The organism is Sulfuriferula thiophila (assembly GCF_003864975.1).
Classification (GTDB): domain Bacteria; phylum Pseudomonadota; class Gammaproteobacteria; order Burkholderiales; family Sulfuriferulaceae; genus Sulfuriferula; species Sulfuriferula thiophila.
Window position 1 is genome coordinate 22,728 of record NZ_BHGL01000035.1, and the last position, 16,318, is coordinate 39,045.

The 16,318-nt window shown below is 51.5% G+C and carries 16 protein-coding genes; 11 read left to right on the plus strand and 5 right to left on the minus strand.

All coding sequences use genetic code 11. The features are described from left to right. Positions 1-190 precede the first annotated feature (190 nt). The 8 genes from EJE49_RS11465 (at position 191) to EJE49_RS11500 (ending at position 5,379) form a co-directional block, all read left to right on the plus strand. Positions 191-1,198, plus strand: a complete 1,008-nt coding sequence (locus EJE49_RS11465; RefSeq protein ID WP_124950955.1) for a substrate-binding domain-containing protein — start codon at positions 191-193, stop codon at positions 1,196-1,198. A gap of 287 nt (positions 1,199-1,485) precedes the next feature. Then, the gene (locus tag EJE49_RS11470; protein ID WP_189941880.1) at positions 1,486-2,076 is read left to right on the plus strand and encodes a ComEA family DNA-binding protein; all 591 of its coding nucleotides are present in this window, start codon (positions 1,486-1,488) and stop codon (positions 2,074-2,076) included. A 71-nt stretch (positions 2,077-2,147) separates the two neighbouring features. Beyond that, positions 2,148-2,561, plus strand: coding sequence for a YidB family protein (locus tag EJE49_RS11475; RefSeq protein ID WP_124950959.1), 414 nt, complete (start codon positions 2,148-2,150; stop codon positions 2,559-2,561). Between the two features lie 186 nt (positions 2,562-2,747). Further along, positions 2,748-3,503, plus strand: coding sequence for a GGDEF domain-containing protein (locus tag EJE49_RS11480; RefSeq protein ID WP_124950961.1), 756 nt, complete (start codon positions 2,748-2,750; stop codon positions 3,501-3,503). 187 nt (positions 3,504-3,690) lie between these two features. Continuing rightward, positions 3,691-4,119, plus strand: coding sequence for a hypothetical protein (locus tag EJE49_RS11485; protein WP_124950963.1), 429 nt, complete (start codon positions 3,691-3,693; stop codon positions 4,117-4,119). Positions 4,120-4,327: 208 nt separating this feature from the next. Then, positions 4,328-4,663, plus strand: coding sequence for an ElaB/YgaM/YqjD family protein (locus tag EJE49_RS11490; RefSeq protein ID WP_124950965.1), 336 nt, complete (start codon positions 4,328-4,330; stop codon positions 4,661-4,663). Positions 4,664-4,666: 3 nt separating this feature from the next. Next, positions 4,667-5,047, plus strand: a complete 381-nt coding sequence (locus EJE49_RS11495) for a phage holin family protein (RefSeq protein ID WP_124950967.1) — start codon at positions 4,667-4,669, stop codon at positions 5,045-5,047. Continuing rightward, complete coding sequence (locus EJE49_RS11500; protein WP_124950969.1) at positions 5,044-5,379, plus strand: YqjK-like family protein; 336 nt, start codon at positions 5,044-5,046, stop codon at positions 5,377-5,379. The genes EJE49_RS11495 and EJE49_RS11500 overlap by 4 nt, the downstream gene beginning before the upstream one ends. Before the next feature lie 103 nt (positions 5,380-5,482). Here EJE49_RS11500 and EJE49_RS11505 read toward each other — a convergent pair whose 3' ends face one another. Next, on the minus strand, positions 5,483-5,878 hold the full coding sequence (locus EJE49_RS11505; RefSeq protein ID WP_124950970.1) for a TraR/DksA family transcriptional regulator: 396 nt from the start codon (positions 5,876-5,878) through the stop codon (positions 5,483-5,485). 174 nt (positions 5,879-6,052) lie between these two features. Between EJE49_RS11505 and EJE49_RS11510 the strand changes: the two genes are divergently transcribed. From EJE49_RS11510 to EJE49_RS11520, 3 genes are all read left to right on the plus strand, one after another. Then, a complete protein-coding gene (locus EJE49_RS11510) occupies positions 6,053-7,249 on the plus strand; it encodes a multidrug effflux MFS transporter (RefSeq protein ID WP_124950972.1) in 1,197 nt (398 codons plus the stop codon). Positions 7,250-7,403: 154 nt separating this feature from the next. Beyond that, positions 7,404-7,784, plus strand: a complete 381-nt coding sequence (locus tag EJE49_RS11515; protein ID WP_124950974.1) for a hypothetical protein — start codon at positions 7,404-7,406, stop codon at positions 7,782-7,784. Positions 7,785-7,922: 138 nt separating this feature from the next. Continuing rightward, positions 7,923-8,960, plus strand: a complete 1,038-nt coding sequence (locus EJE49_RS11520; RefSeq protein ID WP_124950976.1) for an NADP(H)-dependent aldo-keto reductase — start codon at positions 7,923-7,925, stop codon at positions 8,958-8,960. 15 nt (positions 8,961-8,975) lie between these two features. Here the strand turns inward: EJE49_RS11520 and EJE49_RS11525 are convergent, their stop codons facing one another. The 4 genes from EJE49_RS11525 to EJE49_RS11540 form a co-directional block, all read right to left on the minus strand. Continuing rightward, on the minus strand, positions 8,976-10,400 hold the full coding sequence (locus EJE49_RS11525) for an EAL and HDOD domain-containing protein (protein ID WP_124950978.1): 1,425 nt from the start codon (positions 10,398-10,400) through the stop codon (positions 8,976-8,978). A gap of 19 nt (positions 10,401-10,419) precedes the next feature. Then, entirely contained in the window at positions 10,420-14,037 is a 3,618-nt protein-coding gene (locus EJE49_RS11530) for a DUF1631 family protein (protein ID WP_124950980.1), read from the minus strand. Between the two features lie 80 nt (positions 14,038-14,117). Further along, positions 14,118-15,038 carry a DUF1853 family protein gene (locus tag EJE49_RS11535; RefSeq protein ID WP_124950981.1) on the minus strand — a complete coding sequence of 307 codons (921 nt, stop codon included), beginning with the start codon at positions 15,036-15,038 and terminating at the stop codon, positions 14,118-14,120. A gap of 15 nt (positions 15,039-15,053) precedes the next feature. Next, positions 15,054-16,166, minus strand: a complete 1,113-nt coding sequence (locus tag EJE49_RS11540; RefSeq protein WP_124950983.1) for an aromatic ring-hydroxylating oxygenase subunit alpha — start codon at positions 16,164-16,166, stop codon at positions 15,054-15,056. Positions 16,167-16,318 lie beyond the last annotated feature (152 nt).

The following is a 16,318-nucleotide window of genomic DNA, read 5'->3' on the forward strand; positions in this document are numbered from 1 at the left end:
CGGGGCTACCTGACATCCGCCGGTAACATAACCTAGTATTTACCTCCCATTATCCCGCTCCTGCGAAACTGATATGCTGAATTTCGGTCATGTTCAGCTTGAGCAGACTGCACGCTGAGTACAGATCGTAAACGCCTCCCCGCCTGGTGTGAGGACATACATCACATTTAATAATATTCAAGGATAAATTATGCGATTAAACAAGCTGCTTGCTGCATCACTGGTTTCCGTATTTTGCATGAGCATCAACACCGGCACTGCCATCGCAGCCGATGCTGAGAGCCCAGTTGCCAAAAAGCTCGAGATAATTCCAGCAAATAAGGATGATGATCTTCGCGTATTTTATCCTGACGGTAAAATTATCAAGGGTGAAGCCGCGCTGGAACTGATGCAGGCGGGCAAACCAGGCTTGAACATCTGGCTGGCTGGTAACCAGTTCTTTGCCATGGAAGATGTCATTCACGCTTTCCAGAAATCACACAAGGATATCGTAGGCGTAATCACCATGCCTCCCGGCAAGGTAAAAGACGCTGTTCTCAAGGGTGGCTGGACTTACAAAGACAAAGATTACGCCATGACACCAGATGTGTTCGGCATGGTGGACATGGGTTCGGTGAAGAAACTCAAGGAAGCCGGCAAGGGCCAGAATTATGTGACCTATATGCACAATCAACTGGTACTGATGGTCGCCGAAGGCAACCCGAAAAACATCAAAGGCATCGCCGATCTTGGCCGGCCTGAACTGCAGGTCATGCTGCCTAATCCGGTCACTGAAGGCATCATGAAGTTCTACGCCAAGAAAGTGCTGGAGAACAACGGGCTGTGGGATAAGCTTTCCACCGGCAAAGAGTGTCAATCCTGCTACGGCGCTGCCAACGTATACTTTACCTCTGTTCACCACCGCGAAATTCCGGAAGGCATCAAGGCAGGCAAAGTGGATGTCGGCATCGTCTGGGCCACAGAGTATAAGAATGCACTGAAAGAAGGCCTCAAAGTAGACGTGGTCAACTTGCCGGAAAAAGACAGCATGAAAAATGAGGTCAATTACATTGCAGGCAATGTACCCGGTGCAGCGCATGAAAAAGCCGCACAAGCTTACCTGACTTTCCTGGGTAGCCCGGCTGGTCAGGCTGCATACACCGGCCACGGATTCATCCAGGCTTCCAAAGATGAATTGACCATCCGCCCGGTTCAATAACAATTAGCAATCTCCACCCGGGAAACGGCATGCGCTTGCCGTTTCCCATACCTAAGGCTTACCCCGTCTTAAGTTTAACCGCATCCTCTTCCGCAACACCATCCCACTGCTGTAGCTGACTGTCGTATGTGCATGTGAACATTATTCCCGACAGCTCATTTGTAAACAATTGCAAACACATCAATATGTTGGATACCCATACCACCGCCAAATACAATATTGTGGCTATACTGCAATGGTTGATGCTGTGCCTGATTTTTTCTAAAACGATGTTTTCTGGAGGATGTATGAAACGAATTTATTTGTTGATTGTAATGTTGCTGACCGCTACGCAATTTGCCTTTGCTGCTGTGAATTTGAACACCGCAACACAAGCCGAACTGGAAACCGTCAAAGGCATAGGCCCGGTCAAGGCAAAAATGATTATTGATGATCGCGCTAAAAATGGCCCATTCAAGAGCCTTGAGGATCTGGATCGCGTTAAAGGCTTCGGCATGAAATCTGTCGATAAACTACGTGGTGAAGTCAGTGTAACGGGTGCTACACGCATTGCTCCGGCGGCCGCTCAGACCACAGCAAAACCGGCCACCCAACCAGCTCCAGCGGTTAAAACTACTCCTGCCAAAGCATTACCGGCACCTGCTGCAGCGACACCAGCTGCTGCAACACCGGTAACTGCACCAGCACCTGCTGACAAAGCACTTACCAAAAAAGAAGCTAAAGCAGCGGCCAAGGCTGCCAAGCAGACCGATGCAGCAACCGCTTCGCCAGCAGCAACTCCTGCACCAGAAGATAAAAAACTGAGCAAGAAAGAAGCCAAAGCAGCGGCTAAAGCTGCCAAGCAGGCTGATAAGCCAGTCCCGGCGACAGTGCATTAATACTTATCTCGGCCTGGCCTCGTCATAACGAGGCTGGCTGTATACAGTCCATTTATTTTTCGAGGTAAATTATGAGCTTCTTTGACGATGCACTAAATCTGGTAAAGAACCAGGTAAGCGACGAATCCGGTACTCAGAGCGGTGTAATAGGTGCAATAGGTGAATTACTTAACAACTCCGAGACGGGCGGCCTGGCTGGCCTGGTCAGCAAATTACAGCAAGGTGGATTAGGTGAGGCGGTGAATTCCTGGGTAGGCACAGGAAATAATCAATCGGTCACTGCGTCTGCTTTGCAAGCTGCATTGGGTAGCGAAACTGTACAGGCACTCGCCAGCAAAGTTGGAATTTCACCAGAGATGCTGTCCACTGGTCTGGCCCAGATGCTGCCTAACGCAGTCGACCAACTGACCCCGAACGGTGAAGTACCTAGCGGGGATCTGTTATCGCAAGGTATGTCTATGCTGCAAAGCAAATTATTCGGATAAATTCAAATTTGCTAGCGCAAGTAAAATTGTGCATTGAATTTTATCTGCACGTAATTCTGACTTGCAGTATACGGAGTCGGGACTTTTCCCCGGCTCCGTTTTTTTTCCAAAAAAATCCGTCATGAATTTGTATTTGCACTATCCTGTCGCTATCCTTTGCAACATTAACAAATTAACCACATTACCATGCCGCTTTTAACGACTAAACAGGTCATCATCCGCATCGCTGGGATCATTGCAGCCGTGGAATTCATGGTCATGCTCATGTTGGACCTGGTGCCCTCCGGCATGAGCACTTATTCCGAAGCAATTCTGGACGATATTTTATTGATCCTGTTTTCTACCCCGCTGATCTATCTCTGGGTTGTTCGACCTTTTGTGAATGCACGTGACGAAGCCCTCGCTCAAATCAGCAATCTAGCATTTACCGATGCATTAACGCAATTAGCCAATCGACGCCATCTCGTGCATCATCTGCAGGGACTGATCGCCAGTTGCGTCAGACATAAAACGTATGGCGCACTACTGGCCATTGACCTGGACGGGTTCAAACATATCAACGATCTACATGGCCATGATGCCGGTGATGCTGTGCTGATCGAAATTGCCCAGCGCTTCCGCTCGGCTATCCGTATCGAAGATATGGCAGGTCGTATGGGGGGTGACGAATTTCTGGTTATGATCAATCACCTCAACGCTGATCAAGCCACTGCACGCAAACAGGCTTTACATATCGCCGAAAAACTCATCAGCCTGGCAAACATTCCTTTTGATTATGATGGCAAAACCTTGCTCATAGGTGCCAGCGTGGGCATTTTCCTGTTAGGGGACGAGAGCCTGGAAGTTGATGTCGCCATTAGCAATGCAGATGCCGCTATGTATCACGCCAAGAAGTCCGGCAAAGGACGTGCTGCCTTTTCAACGGAAACAGTTCACGGTTAAAACACTCAGTCTTGTAAATACCTGGCGGCAAATCACGCGAGCTTGTGATTTACCGACTGCGGTCTATACTGAAACTGGAATTTCAAATTCCGGTCTTCTGAAATTAACAGACTTGCCAATACAGTTTCACGTATGAACTAACCAAGCAGCTCTGTTATCAATATCCATTGATGAAAGGACTCGCACCATGAAACTGCAAAACTCCCTGCTACTGGCAAGCGCATTACTCATAGCGATGCCGCTGGCCTATGCTGACAGCAACTCATGCAGCTACGTAAACGGCGGCATCGGCGAAGGCGATCAGGCCATGATGCTGCGCATTGCCAAAGAATTTCCGTTACGCATTGAGCTCTCCGAAGGAAAACGCGGCTCATTCCTCGCTGATATCCCGGTAACGGTTACCGATTCACATGACAAAGTAGTGTTGAATCTGGCCAATGTCGGCCCGATACTGTTAGTGCGCCTGCCCAAAGGCAACTACACGGTCAAAGCCATATCCAACGGCGTAGCCCAGTCCGCCAAGGTTACCCTGGATGGCAAACACACCAAGCGCGTAGTGTTGCACTGGGATCGCGAACCTTCACCGAGTGAACCAGTACGGGAAAAAGGCGAGTAATCAGCAAAGCCCATCATTATTGTTGATTAGCTGAATTGATCTGTTCGACACCGTTTGCCACTTCCTCAATGGTGTTTGGCAAACGCGTGGCCAGCCCGGCCAAAAAATCGTCACGAGATCACATTAGCACACCCGACAAAATCACCTTGATACTCGGGAAAATCTGACTATGCTTAAACTGTATCCATAAATTACCAAGGAGTTAGAAATGTATGCTGACATAAGCGCTACCGAAGACGCAGATAATGCCACACCAAAAGAACAGCTCATGGAAGACTTGCGCGCTGTCGTAACAGATGCAGAAGCCTTGTTACACGCCACAGCCAGCCAGAGTGGCGAAGGGGTTGCTTCTGCCCGGGCACGCATCAAGGAAAGCCTGTACACCGCCAAAGAACGCCTGGCCACAGCTGAAGCAGCACTGGTAGAGCGTACCCGCCAAGCAGCCAGAGTCACCAATGAATACGTGCACGAAAACCCATGGAAGGCCGTTGGGATTGGCACCTGCGTGGGGGTTATCATCGGCATGCTGATCGCACGACGCTAATCAATGGCCGAAGCTGCTTCCGGACTCATGGAATCGCTGAAACGACTGGTGCACACGTTAGTGTCCATCGGTCAGACCCGGCTTGAGCTATTATCTAACGAACTGGAAGAAGAACGCTTTCGCATCTCACGCATACTGGTGGTTGGCGTGATTACCTTATTTTTCTTCGGTCTGGCAATTCTGCTGGCGACCCTGTTTGTGGTGGTGCTGTTCTGGGACAGCCACCGTCTAATGGCAATCGGCGGACTTGCTATTGTATTTATGGTTGGCGGATTGCTGTCACTGAATACTTTCCGTACTTTGTGCCGGGAGAGGCCGAAACTGTTTGCTGCCAGCCTGGCCGAATTAAACAAAGACCGCGAACAGTTGTCATCCCGCTCATGAAACGCCACCTGACAGACATTACCAACCGCCGCCAGGCGCTACTGGCAAAAATAGATGATCAGCGCATGGAACTGGCTGCGCGCTCACGGCAGTGGCAAAAGCCACTGGCAGCAGCAGATCTCGGCTTGAAAGCGGTACGCTATATTCGCGCCCATCCGGGATGGGTGATAGGCAGCGTCACTCTGCTGCTGGTGTGGCGTCGCAAAGGGCTGTTTCATTTTGCCCAAATGAGCTGGCGTAACTACCCGGTGCTGCTTTCCTACGGCTTAAAACTGCTGCCATTACTCAGACTGGCATCTCGCAAGCCTGATCATTCCGTGCACAGTGATTGAACAACCTTAGCGTCCTGTATTTCCAGCAGATCCGCAATCTCGTCAAAGATTGCAGCTATCTCTGTGTTATGGTCAGGCATAATTCCCCTTTCATCTGCTCCCTTCAGAGCGTAGGTGTATTTTCACTGGCATAGGCTTTTTCATGCTGCTGCTGACAGCGCATGCAGCGCTTGGCGGTGGGATAGGCCATCAAGCGCTCAAATGCAATGGGGTCACCGCAATCCAAACACACCCCAAACACCTTATTCTGAATACGCAGCCGGGCTGCCTCGATATCGCGCAGTTCATGAATTTGCCGATCTATCATCGCCACATTCAAATCTGCCAACACATCGCCCATGAAGGCATCGCCACTGTCCGTGGGTACATTGCCCACCAGTTCAATGTACTGCTGCCCCGAGTTCTCCAGCTCATCACGCACTTGTTCGAGCAATGCCTGATAACGCTGATTCATGACCTGAACCAACTGCGCTTGCTGTGTCTGCGATAAATGATTCATGTCGCCTCCTATCCATCAATTATGGTTTCAGCGCATGCAAAATTGCGCTATTACCCAATTCATTATAGTCAATGTCTGCAACAGCATCAGGTCGACTTATACGAAGATATTCAGCCGCATGCGGGTGTGGTATAAAGCAGCACCAGTCAGTCCTGCAATCGACATACGTCTTCTATGCCCCATCGCAAACATCACCGCACTACACTCGCCATGCTTCTGGCAGGCCTTTCGACATTAGGGCCGTTTTCCATCGACACCTACATGCCGTCGTTTCCTGCAATACAGGCCAGCCTGCATGCGTCGCCCTTGCAGGTGCAGCAGACGTTGAGCGTGTATTTGTTCTGCTTTGCGATCATGATGCTGTTCCATGGCTCATTTTCGGATTCATTCGGGCGGCGCCCGATTATTCTGGGCTCGCTGGTAGCATTCGTACTGACGTCTATCGCCTGCGTCTTTGCCAATGACATTAACACGCTCATTGTGCTGCGCGGTGCACAGGGCCTGTCTGCCGGTGCCGGTCTGATCGTAGGGAGGGCGATTATCCGCGACCTGTATGCCGGCGCGGAAGCGCAGCGCCTGATGTCGCAGATCACCATGATGTTCGCAATCTCCCCCGCTATCGCGCCGATTATTGGCGGCTGGCTGCACCTGATGTTCGGCTGGCATTCCGTATTTGTATTCATGGCCATACTGGGCCTGCTCCTGCTGGCGCTGAGCTGGCGTTACCTGCCGGAAACCCATCCGCTGGCCGGGCGCAATCCGTTTTCATTCAAACCTTTGGTGCGTAACTATCACCAGGTTGCCAGCCATCCGCATTTTCTGGTGCTGGCGGGTACGATTGCGCTGCACTTTGCCGGATTCTTCCTCTATATCGCGTCAGCACCGGTGTTCGTGCTGCAGACCTTGCATTTGCACGAAGATCAATTTGCCTGGCTGTTCATCCCCACCATCACGGGTGTGATGATAGGCGCATATCTGTCCGGACGTGTCGCTGGCCGGATTAGCCCACAGCAGACAGTCAAGTATGCCTATGTGCTGTTGCTCAGCGCCGCGGCCATCAATCTTGGCTATAACAGTTTCTTCACGCCGAGCTGGCCCTGGGCGGTGTTGCCTATCGCCTTGTACGGCACGGGTATGGCGCTGGCCATGCCCAGCATCACCCTGCTCGCACTCGACCTGTTCCCGCAGCATCGCGGCCTGGTGTCATCGATGCAGGGTTTTGTGCAAACCATGCTCAATGCCCTGGTCGCCGGCATCGTTTCCCCCATGCTGTCATTCTCGCCGATTTATCTGGCAGTGGGGATGATAGGATTTCTGCTACTGGGACGACTCACCTGGGCAATGTACTGCAGAGTAGAAGCCGTTCAATAACCCAGCGGCATACCGCTTGTTAAAATTGCAAACCCATACTTTGAAATGACACGGCTTTACCATTCTGTTCAACATTTTGATTCATAAAAGATTGTTCTATATTGAAAATCGGCTTATTCCGTATTTCAACTTTATCAATCCCAAGGAGCTCAAAATGTCATGTAATGTGGGGCAAATAGGAACAGGCGCTTTTGCAAGTAACGCCAAAGCGTTAATGCAATCCCGTATGGCGGATGCCCAGGCGTGTGTCCAGTCTGGCGGCAACGGGAAATTCTCGGCAGCTATCGCGCAAGCAACATCCACCGCGGCCAGCTTGCTGGCGACAGCATCCAGTCCGGAAGCTACCCAAAACCGGCAACAGGCGCTGTCTTCGCTGCAAAGCATCTATCAGTCATACCAGTCCGGTGCTGACATCTCCCAGTCTGCCCAAAGCCTGTCGGGTAATAGCTATGCATCAATTAACGATTACTTGCAGGCACTGTCACAGACCGCAAGCCAGGGCGTTGCGACTACCAGCATCAGCACTCAGGCCTGAAAACTGTAACTTAATCGCAGTAAGCGCTGAATTTCTGCACTGAAGTTCAGCGCTGTTGCATATCGCTGAATCTTCAAAGCCAGGCGCAACCGGCAGGTGATAGAATAAATCATTAGCCTACCGCACAGGATATTCAGCATGGATTACCATCACCTCGGCACCAGCGATCTGAAAGTCTCAGCCATCTGTCTGGGAACCATGACCTACGGCCAGCAAAACACCGAAGCCGAAGCGCATAACCAGCTCGATCATGCCAGCGCACAAGGCATCAATTTTATCGACACCGCAGAAATGTATCCGGTGCCACCTCACGCCGAGACTTACACACGTACCGAGACCATCGTCGGCAACTGGCTCAAACACCAGTCGCGCGACAAAGTCATCCTCGCCACCAAAGTAGCAGGGCCGCGCCGCGGTATCGAGTGGATACGCGGTGGCCCCACATCGCTGGACCGCAGCAATATCCGCGCAGCCATAGAAGGCTCGCTCAAACGCCTGCAAACCGATTATATCGACCTGTATCAATTACACTGGCCGGAACGCAATACGCCGATATTCGGCCAGTATCAATTCGACCCGTCTCTGGAAAAAGAGCGTGTTCCCATTCTTGAACAACTGGAAGCGCTGGCTGAATTGGTACAGGAAGGTAAGATACGCCATATCGGCGTATCCAACGAGCAACCTTGGGGGGTGATGGAATTCGTTCGTCTCGCCAAGGAGTATGATCTGCCGCGCATAGCATCCATACAAAACAGTTACAGCCTGATTAATCGCGGCTATGAATTCGGCATGACTGAAATCGGTTATCGCGAACAGATAAGCCTGCTACCGTATTCGCCGCTTGCTTTCGGCTATCTGTCTGCGAAATACCTCACCAACCCCACAGCACAGGGACGCGTGAATGACTTTCCCGGCTTTGCCCAGCGTTATGACAAACCGAATGTCCTGCCGGCGGTGATGGCTTATGCCGAGCTGGCACGCAAACACAACATAACACCGGCCCAACTGGCATTATCATTCGTTTATCGGCGCTGGTTCGTCACCAGCACCATCATCGGTGCGACCAGCATGGCGCAACTGGAAGAAAATCTGTCGGCCTGGGAGAAACCGCTGAGCGACGACATCATGGCGGAAATCGAGTCTATCCATCTGCGCTATATGAACCCTGCGCCATAACCGCAGGATAGCGAGTTACTCGTTTAGCTGCTCAGCCCAGATCAGGGCATCGGCGTGATACACATTGACCTGCGCCATATCCAGTCCGATCTGCGCAGACAGTGCCGTAATGCGCTCGTGATCAAACGCTTCGCAGGCAATAGCCAATTGCAGATATGGCGCGTATTTGCCAGTCTGATGCAACAACGCTTCTTCTGCCAGCGCAGGCAGGCTGATCTGCTGCAGAACTCGCTGCATGGTCATATGCAACAGGATGTCCAGCAACGAAAAAATCCCGGTTACAAACAACTCGTCACGCTCATTGGCGGGCAGGCTATCGCTGGCACATAATTCCGCCAGACGGGCGCGCACCAGCGCATTTTCCATCAGCGCCCAATCCAGCTCATCTCCGGCACCACTGGTAAACAGCAACAGCGTGAGCCAGCGGTACAAATTCTGCCTGCCCAGGATCAGCAATGCCTGATCAATGCTGTTGACCTTGGTGGTCAGACCGGAACCGGCACTATTAAGATAACGCAGTATTTTGAATGACAAGGCCGGGTCCTGCTTGAATAGCTGAACCAGCTCGGCGTTTTCAGCATCCTGGCGAATACGGTTTAACAGATCCAGTATCTTGATCCGCCCCGCATCCATCCGTGGTGTAGTCCAGGCTTCCCGACTGGTGACGAACTGTCCCTGAAAGTAAACAAATGGCAATCTCGCACAGACATGAAATTCATCCAGCGTTCTGATATTGGTTGCTACCAGCGGTTTGTCGAACACTTGTTTATTGATGTTAGCGATGCGTGTAGTTATCGTCGGCAAGTCGCTGCTACCTATATCGATAAAAATGAATTCCGCCAATTCCATGAACGCCTGCATGCCTGGCAGGTCGATACTGCCTTGCAACCCGATGCGAAAGCCGGCGTTTTTCAGCGCAGTAAGCCGGGCCAGCATCACCTCGCTATCATTCAGCAATTGCTCCAGAGAGTTAACCACAAGCACCGTGCCTTGCCGGGGTAACTGTTGCAGCAAGGGATGCTCCAGGGATGATGGCAGCACCGGAATAAAAGCCAGACGGTGACCAAGCAAGCGCTGGATATCCATGTTCAGAATATTTCTGAGCAGCACTTCATCATACAAGCGCTGCACGATAGCCGATGATGCACGCACACGTTCGTTAATGTTACGACTGAGGGTAAAAAAATACCCGGCAACTTTTTGCGTCTGATTTAACACAGCCTCACGGCACACCACGGATGGCGGAATAGTGTTTGCGCTGATAAAGTCCCCGCCATTTTCTGCTGATGCCAGCGTGTTGGCCCCATTAGCACTGACTGGCGCTATCGCATTGAGTTGCGAAAATTCCGGACTTTCTGCGCCAGTGGCCGACACGTCAGGTTCAGTTGGGGCGGATGAGGCCGTTTTACCCTTCAATAACTTTATAATTCGATTGAACATCTGCTGATACCTGTATACGTTACAACGCCAGCGTACTGAGTGGTCTGGATATTTCTATGCCGTAGCCCTGCGCGTAATCCACGCCGATCTCTCCCAGCACATCCATAATGGCCTGATTTTCCACATACTCTGCGATCGTTTTCAGCCCCAGCGCATGGCCTACCTGATGCATGGACTTCACCATTGCAAAATCAGTGGGCGACTTCGCCAGATCACGAATAAACACACCGTCAATTTTCAAATAGTCCACATTGAGATTCTTCAAGTAGGCAAACGAGGAGTAACCACTGCCAAAATCGTCGAGTGAAAAGCGACAGCCAAAGGCACGTATGGTTTCAATAAAGCGCTGCGCCGTGTCCAGCCGGCTCATGACCGCCGTTTCGGTAATCTCGAAAATAATCTTGTCTGCAGGGACTTTACCAGCCTGCAGCGCCTGCACGATATAGTCCAGTATTTTTTCGTTAGCCAGCGAATGACCGGAAAGATTGATGGAAATCCCGCTGATTGTAGCGAGTTTATCCCCCTGCGCACGCAACCAGCCGAAGCTGTGCTGCAACACCCATAAATCAATATCGGCCGAACGGTTCCATTTCTCGGCAGCCAGCACAAACTCCTGCGGATTAGTGGCGAGCTGTTTATCAATACCCAACAGGATTTCATAATGCGGCAGATGGCCGTTACTCGAATCGACAGGCTGAATACGCTGGCAACGCAAGAACAGCAGTTCGTCCTGCAATACCCGGTCTATCGCCCCGGCCCATTCAAACAGGGATTGTTCATGTTTGATTTGGGCGCTGTCTGCGGCATAAACCTGCACCGAGTTAGCACCTTTGGATTTTGCCGCAACACAGGCCGAACCGACACTTTTCAACAGTTTGGAAACAGTATCAATTTCCTCATTAATCTGGGTAATACCCACATTCACTGCAACTGCAAACTGCTTGCCCTGACAACGGATGCGTTGTTGCCCCAGCGCGGTAACCACTGTTTGCATGCTGGCCAGTGCATCGGCCACCTCACCATCATGCAGCAAAATCGCAAAGGTGTTTTCACCCAGCCGCGAGAATACATCCGTTGGTTTGACCTCATTGGCAATGACGCCTATCAGTGACATCAGCGAAGCTTCCGCCTCTGCTGACTCACAATTGTGATAGAGCAGATTAAGCTGATCGAACATCATCATGCATAGAACCCCACGCCGCTTTTGCAAATCATCATTGGCAAAAACGCTCTCCAGCTGGGTAATCATGCCCTTGCGATTCAGCAAGCCGCTCACAGGGTCGTGCATGGCCTGCTGATATACCCGCTCATAGGTATTGAGCATGATTTTATGCGCCGACCGTTCCATGAAAGGGGTATCGTATTCAGGCAAACGCATAACATGACCATCAGCCAAGTCCTGCATAAGTGCCGGCCGCGAGAATTCGCGTATGGTCGTCGCCGAACGACTGGTGAGTACAAACTGGCTGGCGGATTGGTTCAACCACACCAGCTGATAGGGCACCAGCACATCGTTCACCATCACCGACAACCAATTGCCCTGCCTTAACAAGTTGATACCCGAGACATCCCCATCGTCCAGAGTTAGGTGCTCATCTGCAATAAACGCCTGCTCCGCCGCTGCAAATTTTTCTCTTTGCGCACAGGCCATTTGTATCTGTTCAACTTTGTTTTGCCGGGTTTCTTCTATCGGCATCAACAGATTGCCGAGGACCTTGTTCACCTCTTCAAATACGCCGGGCTTGCTTTCAAACTGATCAACAATCTGATTGGCAAGCGAGTTCAGCAAACGCTGCAGTTGCGGGTCGAATAGCTTACCCATATCGTCGGCAGCGACATAAAACCGTTCCAGCAGGTTCACTGTCTGTTGCGCGGGATGGTCACTGGATTTGAGAAAATTCGTATCCATTAACGCCAGTTTGAGCAAGGTCAGTTCTATTTTCTTCAGTAAACTGCGAATATCTGAATTCAGCGCATCATCCGACAACGGCGTACTCAACATTTCATCAAACAGATGAATGGATTGGAATAGCCGGTCCTGCATGGATGCATTTTCAAATTGCGGCAAGGCATCGATCAACTGACGCTTGATCGGCGTTTCGTCCACGTGATGACCTTGTGTGGCACGCTGCTGCTGGATGACGTTCAGCACATTCAGTATCTGGCTTAAATCATCAACCTGCGTGATCAGATCTATCGCTCCAGCCTGACTGCCGCCTGCCAGCCCTTCTGAATCAACAGAGGGCTTACCGTTAGCGGTGTCCAATAGCTGGTGCATGGCCGGAATAACGCTACTCGACAGGCCAGCCGATTGCGGATGTACGGCAGGCAGATCGCGCAGCAGGTTACCGATGGCAAGATAATCCTGATCCGAGCCGGGGCTATTGTGCAGCTGATGCAACTGCTCAAGCAGATAATTCAGACCATAGTCCTGAGAGGCTGGGTGGCCTGGCGCAGCCACCCCCGCGTTTTGTGGTAAATAATCCTGCGGGAAAGCACTAGCAGGTTGCTGCATGGCAGACCATGCGCTCTGCGCAGCCATGCTCAGGCTTTGCAAGTAATCATCCAGCGAGACCGCGGTGGAGTGACCAGAATCAGCCATTTCATGCGCAGGCTCCTGCGTGACATTACCGAAGCCCGGCGTACGCTTGGTTACCGGCAATGCTGGCGCTGGCATAGCCTTGGGTGGATGCACAAATGCCAGCGTCTGGTTGAGACCCCCATAAAACGTAGCGATATATGCCACCACGGCTTCATACCAGGTTTTATAGAGCAACGTTTTAAGTTGACTTTTAAAGACATCACTCACCAGCATCTCGCGCAGGGTCTGAAAAATATAATGTGGACCAAACGGATTGGCGTTTGTACTCAACGCTGTCCCTGTCAAGGCCGCATAGGCCGTCTCAAATTTGCCGATTTCAAATGCGTAATCCAGATTCAGTTTGTAGACTAATTGCGATACAGCTACCCAGTCATCAAACTCATCCACATCCACCAATGACAAGCCCTGGCTCTCTGTTACTTCAGCGGAGGCATCCTGCATGTCACGCGTCAGATACTCGTCACCCAGATAAGTCTGCTCTATCCTGTTGCGCTGTGCTGCTACGAGCGGATACGCATTATGTAACAGCCACCGATCTTCCAGACTGCTCGACTGATCCGCAGAAAAGGCCAGCTTCGCTCCCAGATTGTTATAAAAATGGGCAATGACCTGCGCGATAAAAGACTTAAACTGGTTATGGCACTGTGCCAATGCGTCGGCAATTTGCACGGCACTATATTGAGATGACGCAATAGCAGGCGTTTGCTGTTTCGGCTGGCTCGTCAGCAGCACCAGATCCCGATAGGCATTTTCCGGAAAATTCTCTACCGCAACTCCGATGGACAAATCGGACACCCGCACGACCCGGCCGACAATTCGATAACGTTTGGAATCCGGTAAATTCGGTCGAAACTCAATGGTGACCAGCTGATTTTGCAGGGCCGCTACACTGGCCGATTTTGCGAACGTAAACAACACGCCACTCGAAGAGAAATCACGGATCTCTCCTGCTATCGAGCCGGTATGCTGGCTCAATAAAGTGGCGGTCTGTATGACTGTTATGCGCCTAAAGCGACGTCTTTGGACTGTGTGCATATAGCATGTTTAGAATATACGATCAGATTGCCCCAGTTCGTACATTATTAAGCAAAAATGACGGTGCGTATACAATAAAATCAGGTTGAACTATGTCCTGCGCCCCACATCAACGGGACGATAAAACCCCGCGTCATTTCTTGCCAGCCATGCGAATTCTGACTCAGCCCGACTACCAGCAACGGCGCACCTTCCGCTGCAAAATGAGTAGACAGACTACCCATAAATTCCGCCTCCGTCAGCAAATTGACTGTATCAGCGGCAATGACCGGTGACAGCCAGGCCAGGCGATCCAGCACGCGCCAATGCAAATTGGCGGGCAGACTAAAATCATGGGCAGCCCAACGTGCCCACCAACCCGACAGATGAATGGGCGACAGCCCATCCGTAAGAGGGTGCGGCACATTGCGCGGATAGAATAACCACCCCTTGAGCAATGCGCGCGCCCGTACCGGATGGCTTTGATTCTCCACTGGCAATATGTTGTCCAGAGCAGCGGCACCTGCCGGTGTTGTGGATAACTGTAATTGTTTGTCGCGTAGCCGAGCGGTTTTCAGGTCCAGTCGATCGCGGGTCATCGTACCGACATAACCGGCCAATCCCGCCGTCTGATCAATCTGCAAATAGAATTTAACCGCCGCTTCCCAATGATTGATTTGCCCCCCGGCATCACGCCAGAGCATGTCATATTCGCCGGTAACGATACGCTCGGCTTTGACTATCTGATTAGCGGCAAACCAGCTTGCATCGATCAAATGGGTAATCCAGTAACCGAGCAGCACTTCGAAATAAGGCCCCAGACGTTGCGGATTACGCGCAGCAATCCACGCGTGCAAGGCATCCGGCTGGCTATCCAGTGCCTGCAGTTGTGGCATGGCCTGGTTCAGCAGCTGCTGGCATTCGTCATCGGAAATCACCCAGTCTGCATTTTCCAGCAAGCCCGGCGCCGCCATCACCCACACCAGATCGCGCACTTGCGCATTCTGGAATCGGGTTAGCATGCTGACAGTCACAGATCAGGGTTGCGGCAGATGCGGTGCAAGCTGACGGCGGATGAATTCGTGAAAATGCACCATGCCATCTTCCATCGGTGACTGATAAGGCCCCGCCTCTTCACGCCCTTGCTGATACAGTGCACGACGCCCGGCATGCATGCGCCGGCAGATTTCATCGTCCTCGACTGCCGTTTCGGCATAGGCAGCCTGCTCGGCTTCGACAAATTCGCGTTCGAACAGCGCAATATCCTCCGGATAATAGAACTCCACCACGTTGCGGCACGATTCGACGCCGGTAGGAATAATGCTGCTGATCACCAGCACGTGCGGATACCACTCGACCATGATATTCGGGTAGTAAGTCAACCAGATAGCACCCTGCTCCGGCACTGCGCCATTGCGGTATTGCAGCACCTGCTCCTGCCATTTCTGGTACACGGCGCTACCGGATTTGCTCAACCCGCGTGCTACACCGACAGTCTGTACGCTATACCAGTCACCGTATTCCCATTTCAGATCATCACAGGTGACGAAATTACCCAGGCCGGGATGAAACGGCCCGACATGGTAATCCTCCAGATAGACTTCAATAAACGTCTTCCAGTTAAAATCGTACTCTTCGACCATGACCCGGTCGAGCATGTAACCGTCAAAATCCAGCGCCTGCGTTACGCCCAAGCGCGCCAGATCGGCTGCGACATCGCGGTTGCCGTTAAACAGCAGCCCGTTCCAGTTTTGCAATGGGGTTTTACCCAGATTCAGACAAGGATTGCCGGGAAAATGCGGCGCTCCGAGCAGCTTGCCTTCCATATCGTAAGTCCAGCGATGCAGCGGACACACAATATTACGGGTATTGCCACGCCCGTCATACATCAGCGCCTGGCGATGACGGCAAACATTGGACAGCATTTCCACGCCATGAGCATTACGCACCAGCATAGCCGCCTGATTAACGGTATCCAGCACATGATAGTCACCGACATTCGGCGTCATCAACTGATGACCAATATAGCCCGGGCCGTTTGCAAACAGATGCTGCAATTCCAGCGCATAAATAGCGGGATCGAAATACCAACTGATGGGTAACTGCGGAGTAGTGTGCGTCAATTGTGACGCAACAGCCAAATCAGACATAATTCAAGTACACCCCAAGCGAAGTGACCAAAGCAAAAAATATATTAAGACGGCACAACAGCCGCTTAACCCCCTATAGAGAAGAATAAAGCCAATCGAAAACAAAGGGCGAGATTATCGCTAATAATAGCGTTAAGTGCAATTATTCGGTA

What these genes read in the sequence shown, in the direction of transcription:
- EJE49_RS11530 (WP_124950980.1), bottom strand. Translation starts at nt 14,037, where the DNA reads ATGCACACAGTCCAAAGACGTCGCTTTAGGCGCATAACAGTCATACAG.
- EJE49_RS11540 (WP_124950983.1), bottom strand. Translation starts at nt 16,166, where the DNA reads ATGTCTGATTTGGCTGTTGCGTCACAATTGACGCACACTACTCCGCAG.
- EJE49_RS11500 (WP_124950969.1), top strand. Translation starts at nt 5,044, where the DNA reads ATGAAACGCCACCTGACAGACATTACCAACCGCCGCCAGGCGCTACTG.
- EJE49_RS11515 (WP_124950974.1), top strand. Translation starts at nt 7,404, where the DNA reads ATGTCATGTAATGTGGGGCAAATAGGAACAGGCGCTTTTGCAAGTAAC.
- EJE49_RS11505 (WP_124950970.1), bottom strand. Translation starts at nt 5,878, where the DNA reads ATGAATCATTTATCGCAGACACAGCAAGCGCAGTTGGTTCAGGTCATG.
- EJE49_RS11510 (WP_124950972.1), top strand. Translation starts at nt 6,053, where the DNA reads ATGCCCCATCGCAAACATCACCGCACTACACTCGCCATGCTTCTGGCA.
- EJE49_RS11520 (WP_124950976.1), top strand. Translation starts at nt 7,923, where the DNA reads ATGGATTACCATCACCTCGGCACCAGCGATCTGAAAGTCTCAGCCATC.
- EJE49_RS11525 (WP_124950978.1), bottom strand. Translation starts at nt 10,400, where the DNA reads ATGTTCAATCGAATTATAAAGTTATTGAAGGGTAAAACGGCCTCATCC.
- EJE49_RS11485 (WP_124950963.1), top strand. Translation starts at nt 3,691, where the DNA reads ATGAAACTGCAAAACTCCCTGCTACTGGCAAGCGCATTACTCATAGCG.
- EJE49_RS11480 (WP_124950961.1), top strand. Translation starts at nt 2,748, where the DNA reads ATGCCGCTTTTAACGACTAAACAGGTCATCATCCGCATCGCTGGGATC.
- EJE49_RS11490 (WP_124950965.1), top strand. Translation starts at nt 4,328, where the DNA reads ATGTATGCTGACATAAGCGCTACCGAAGACGCAGATAATGCCACACCA.
- EJE49_RS11535 (WP_124950981.1), bottom strand. Translation starts at nt 15,038, where the DNA reads ATGCTAACCCGATTCCAGAATGCGCAAGTGCGCGATCTGGTGTGGGTG.
- EJE49_RS11475 (WP_124950959.1), top strand. Translation starts at nt 2,148, where the DNA reads ATGAGCTTCTTTGACGATGCACTAAATCTGGTAAAGAACCAGGTAAGC.
- EJE49_RS11465 (WP_124950955.1), top strand. Translation starts at nt 191, where the DNA reads ATGCGATTAAACAAGCTGCTTGCTGCATCACTGGTTTCCGTATTTTGC.
- EJE49_RS11470 (WP_189941880.1), top strand. Translation starts at nt 1,486, where the DNA reads ATGAAACGAATTTATTTGTTGATTGTAATGTTGCTGACCGCTACGCAA.
- EJE49_RS11495 (WP_124950967.1), top strand. Translation starts at nt 4,667, where the DNA reads ATGGCCGAAGCTGCTTCCGGACTCATGGAATCGCTGAAACGACTGGTG.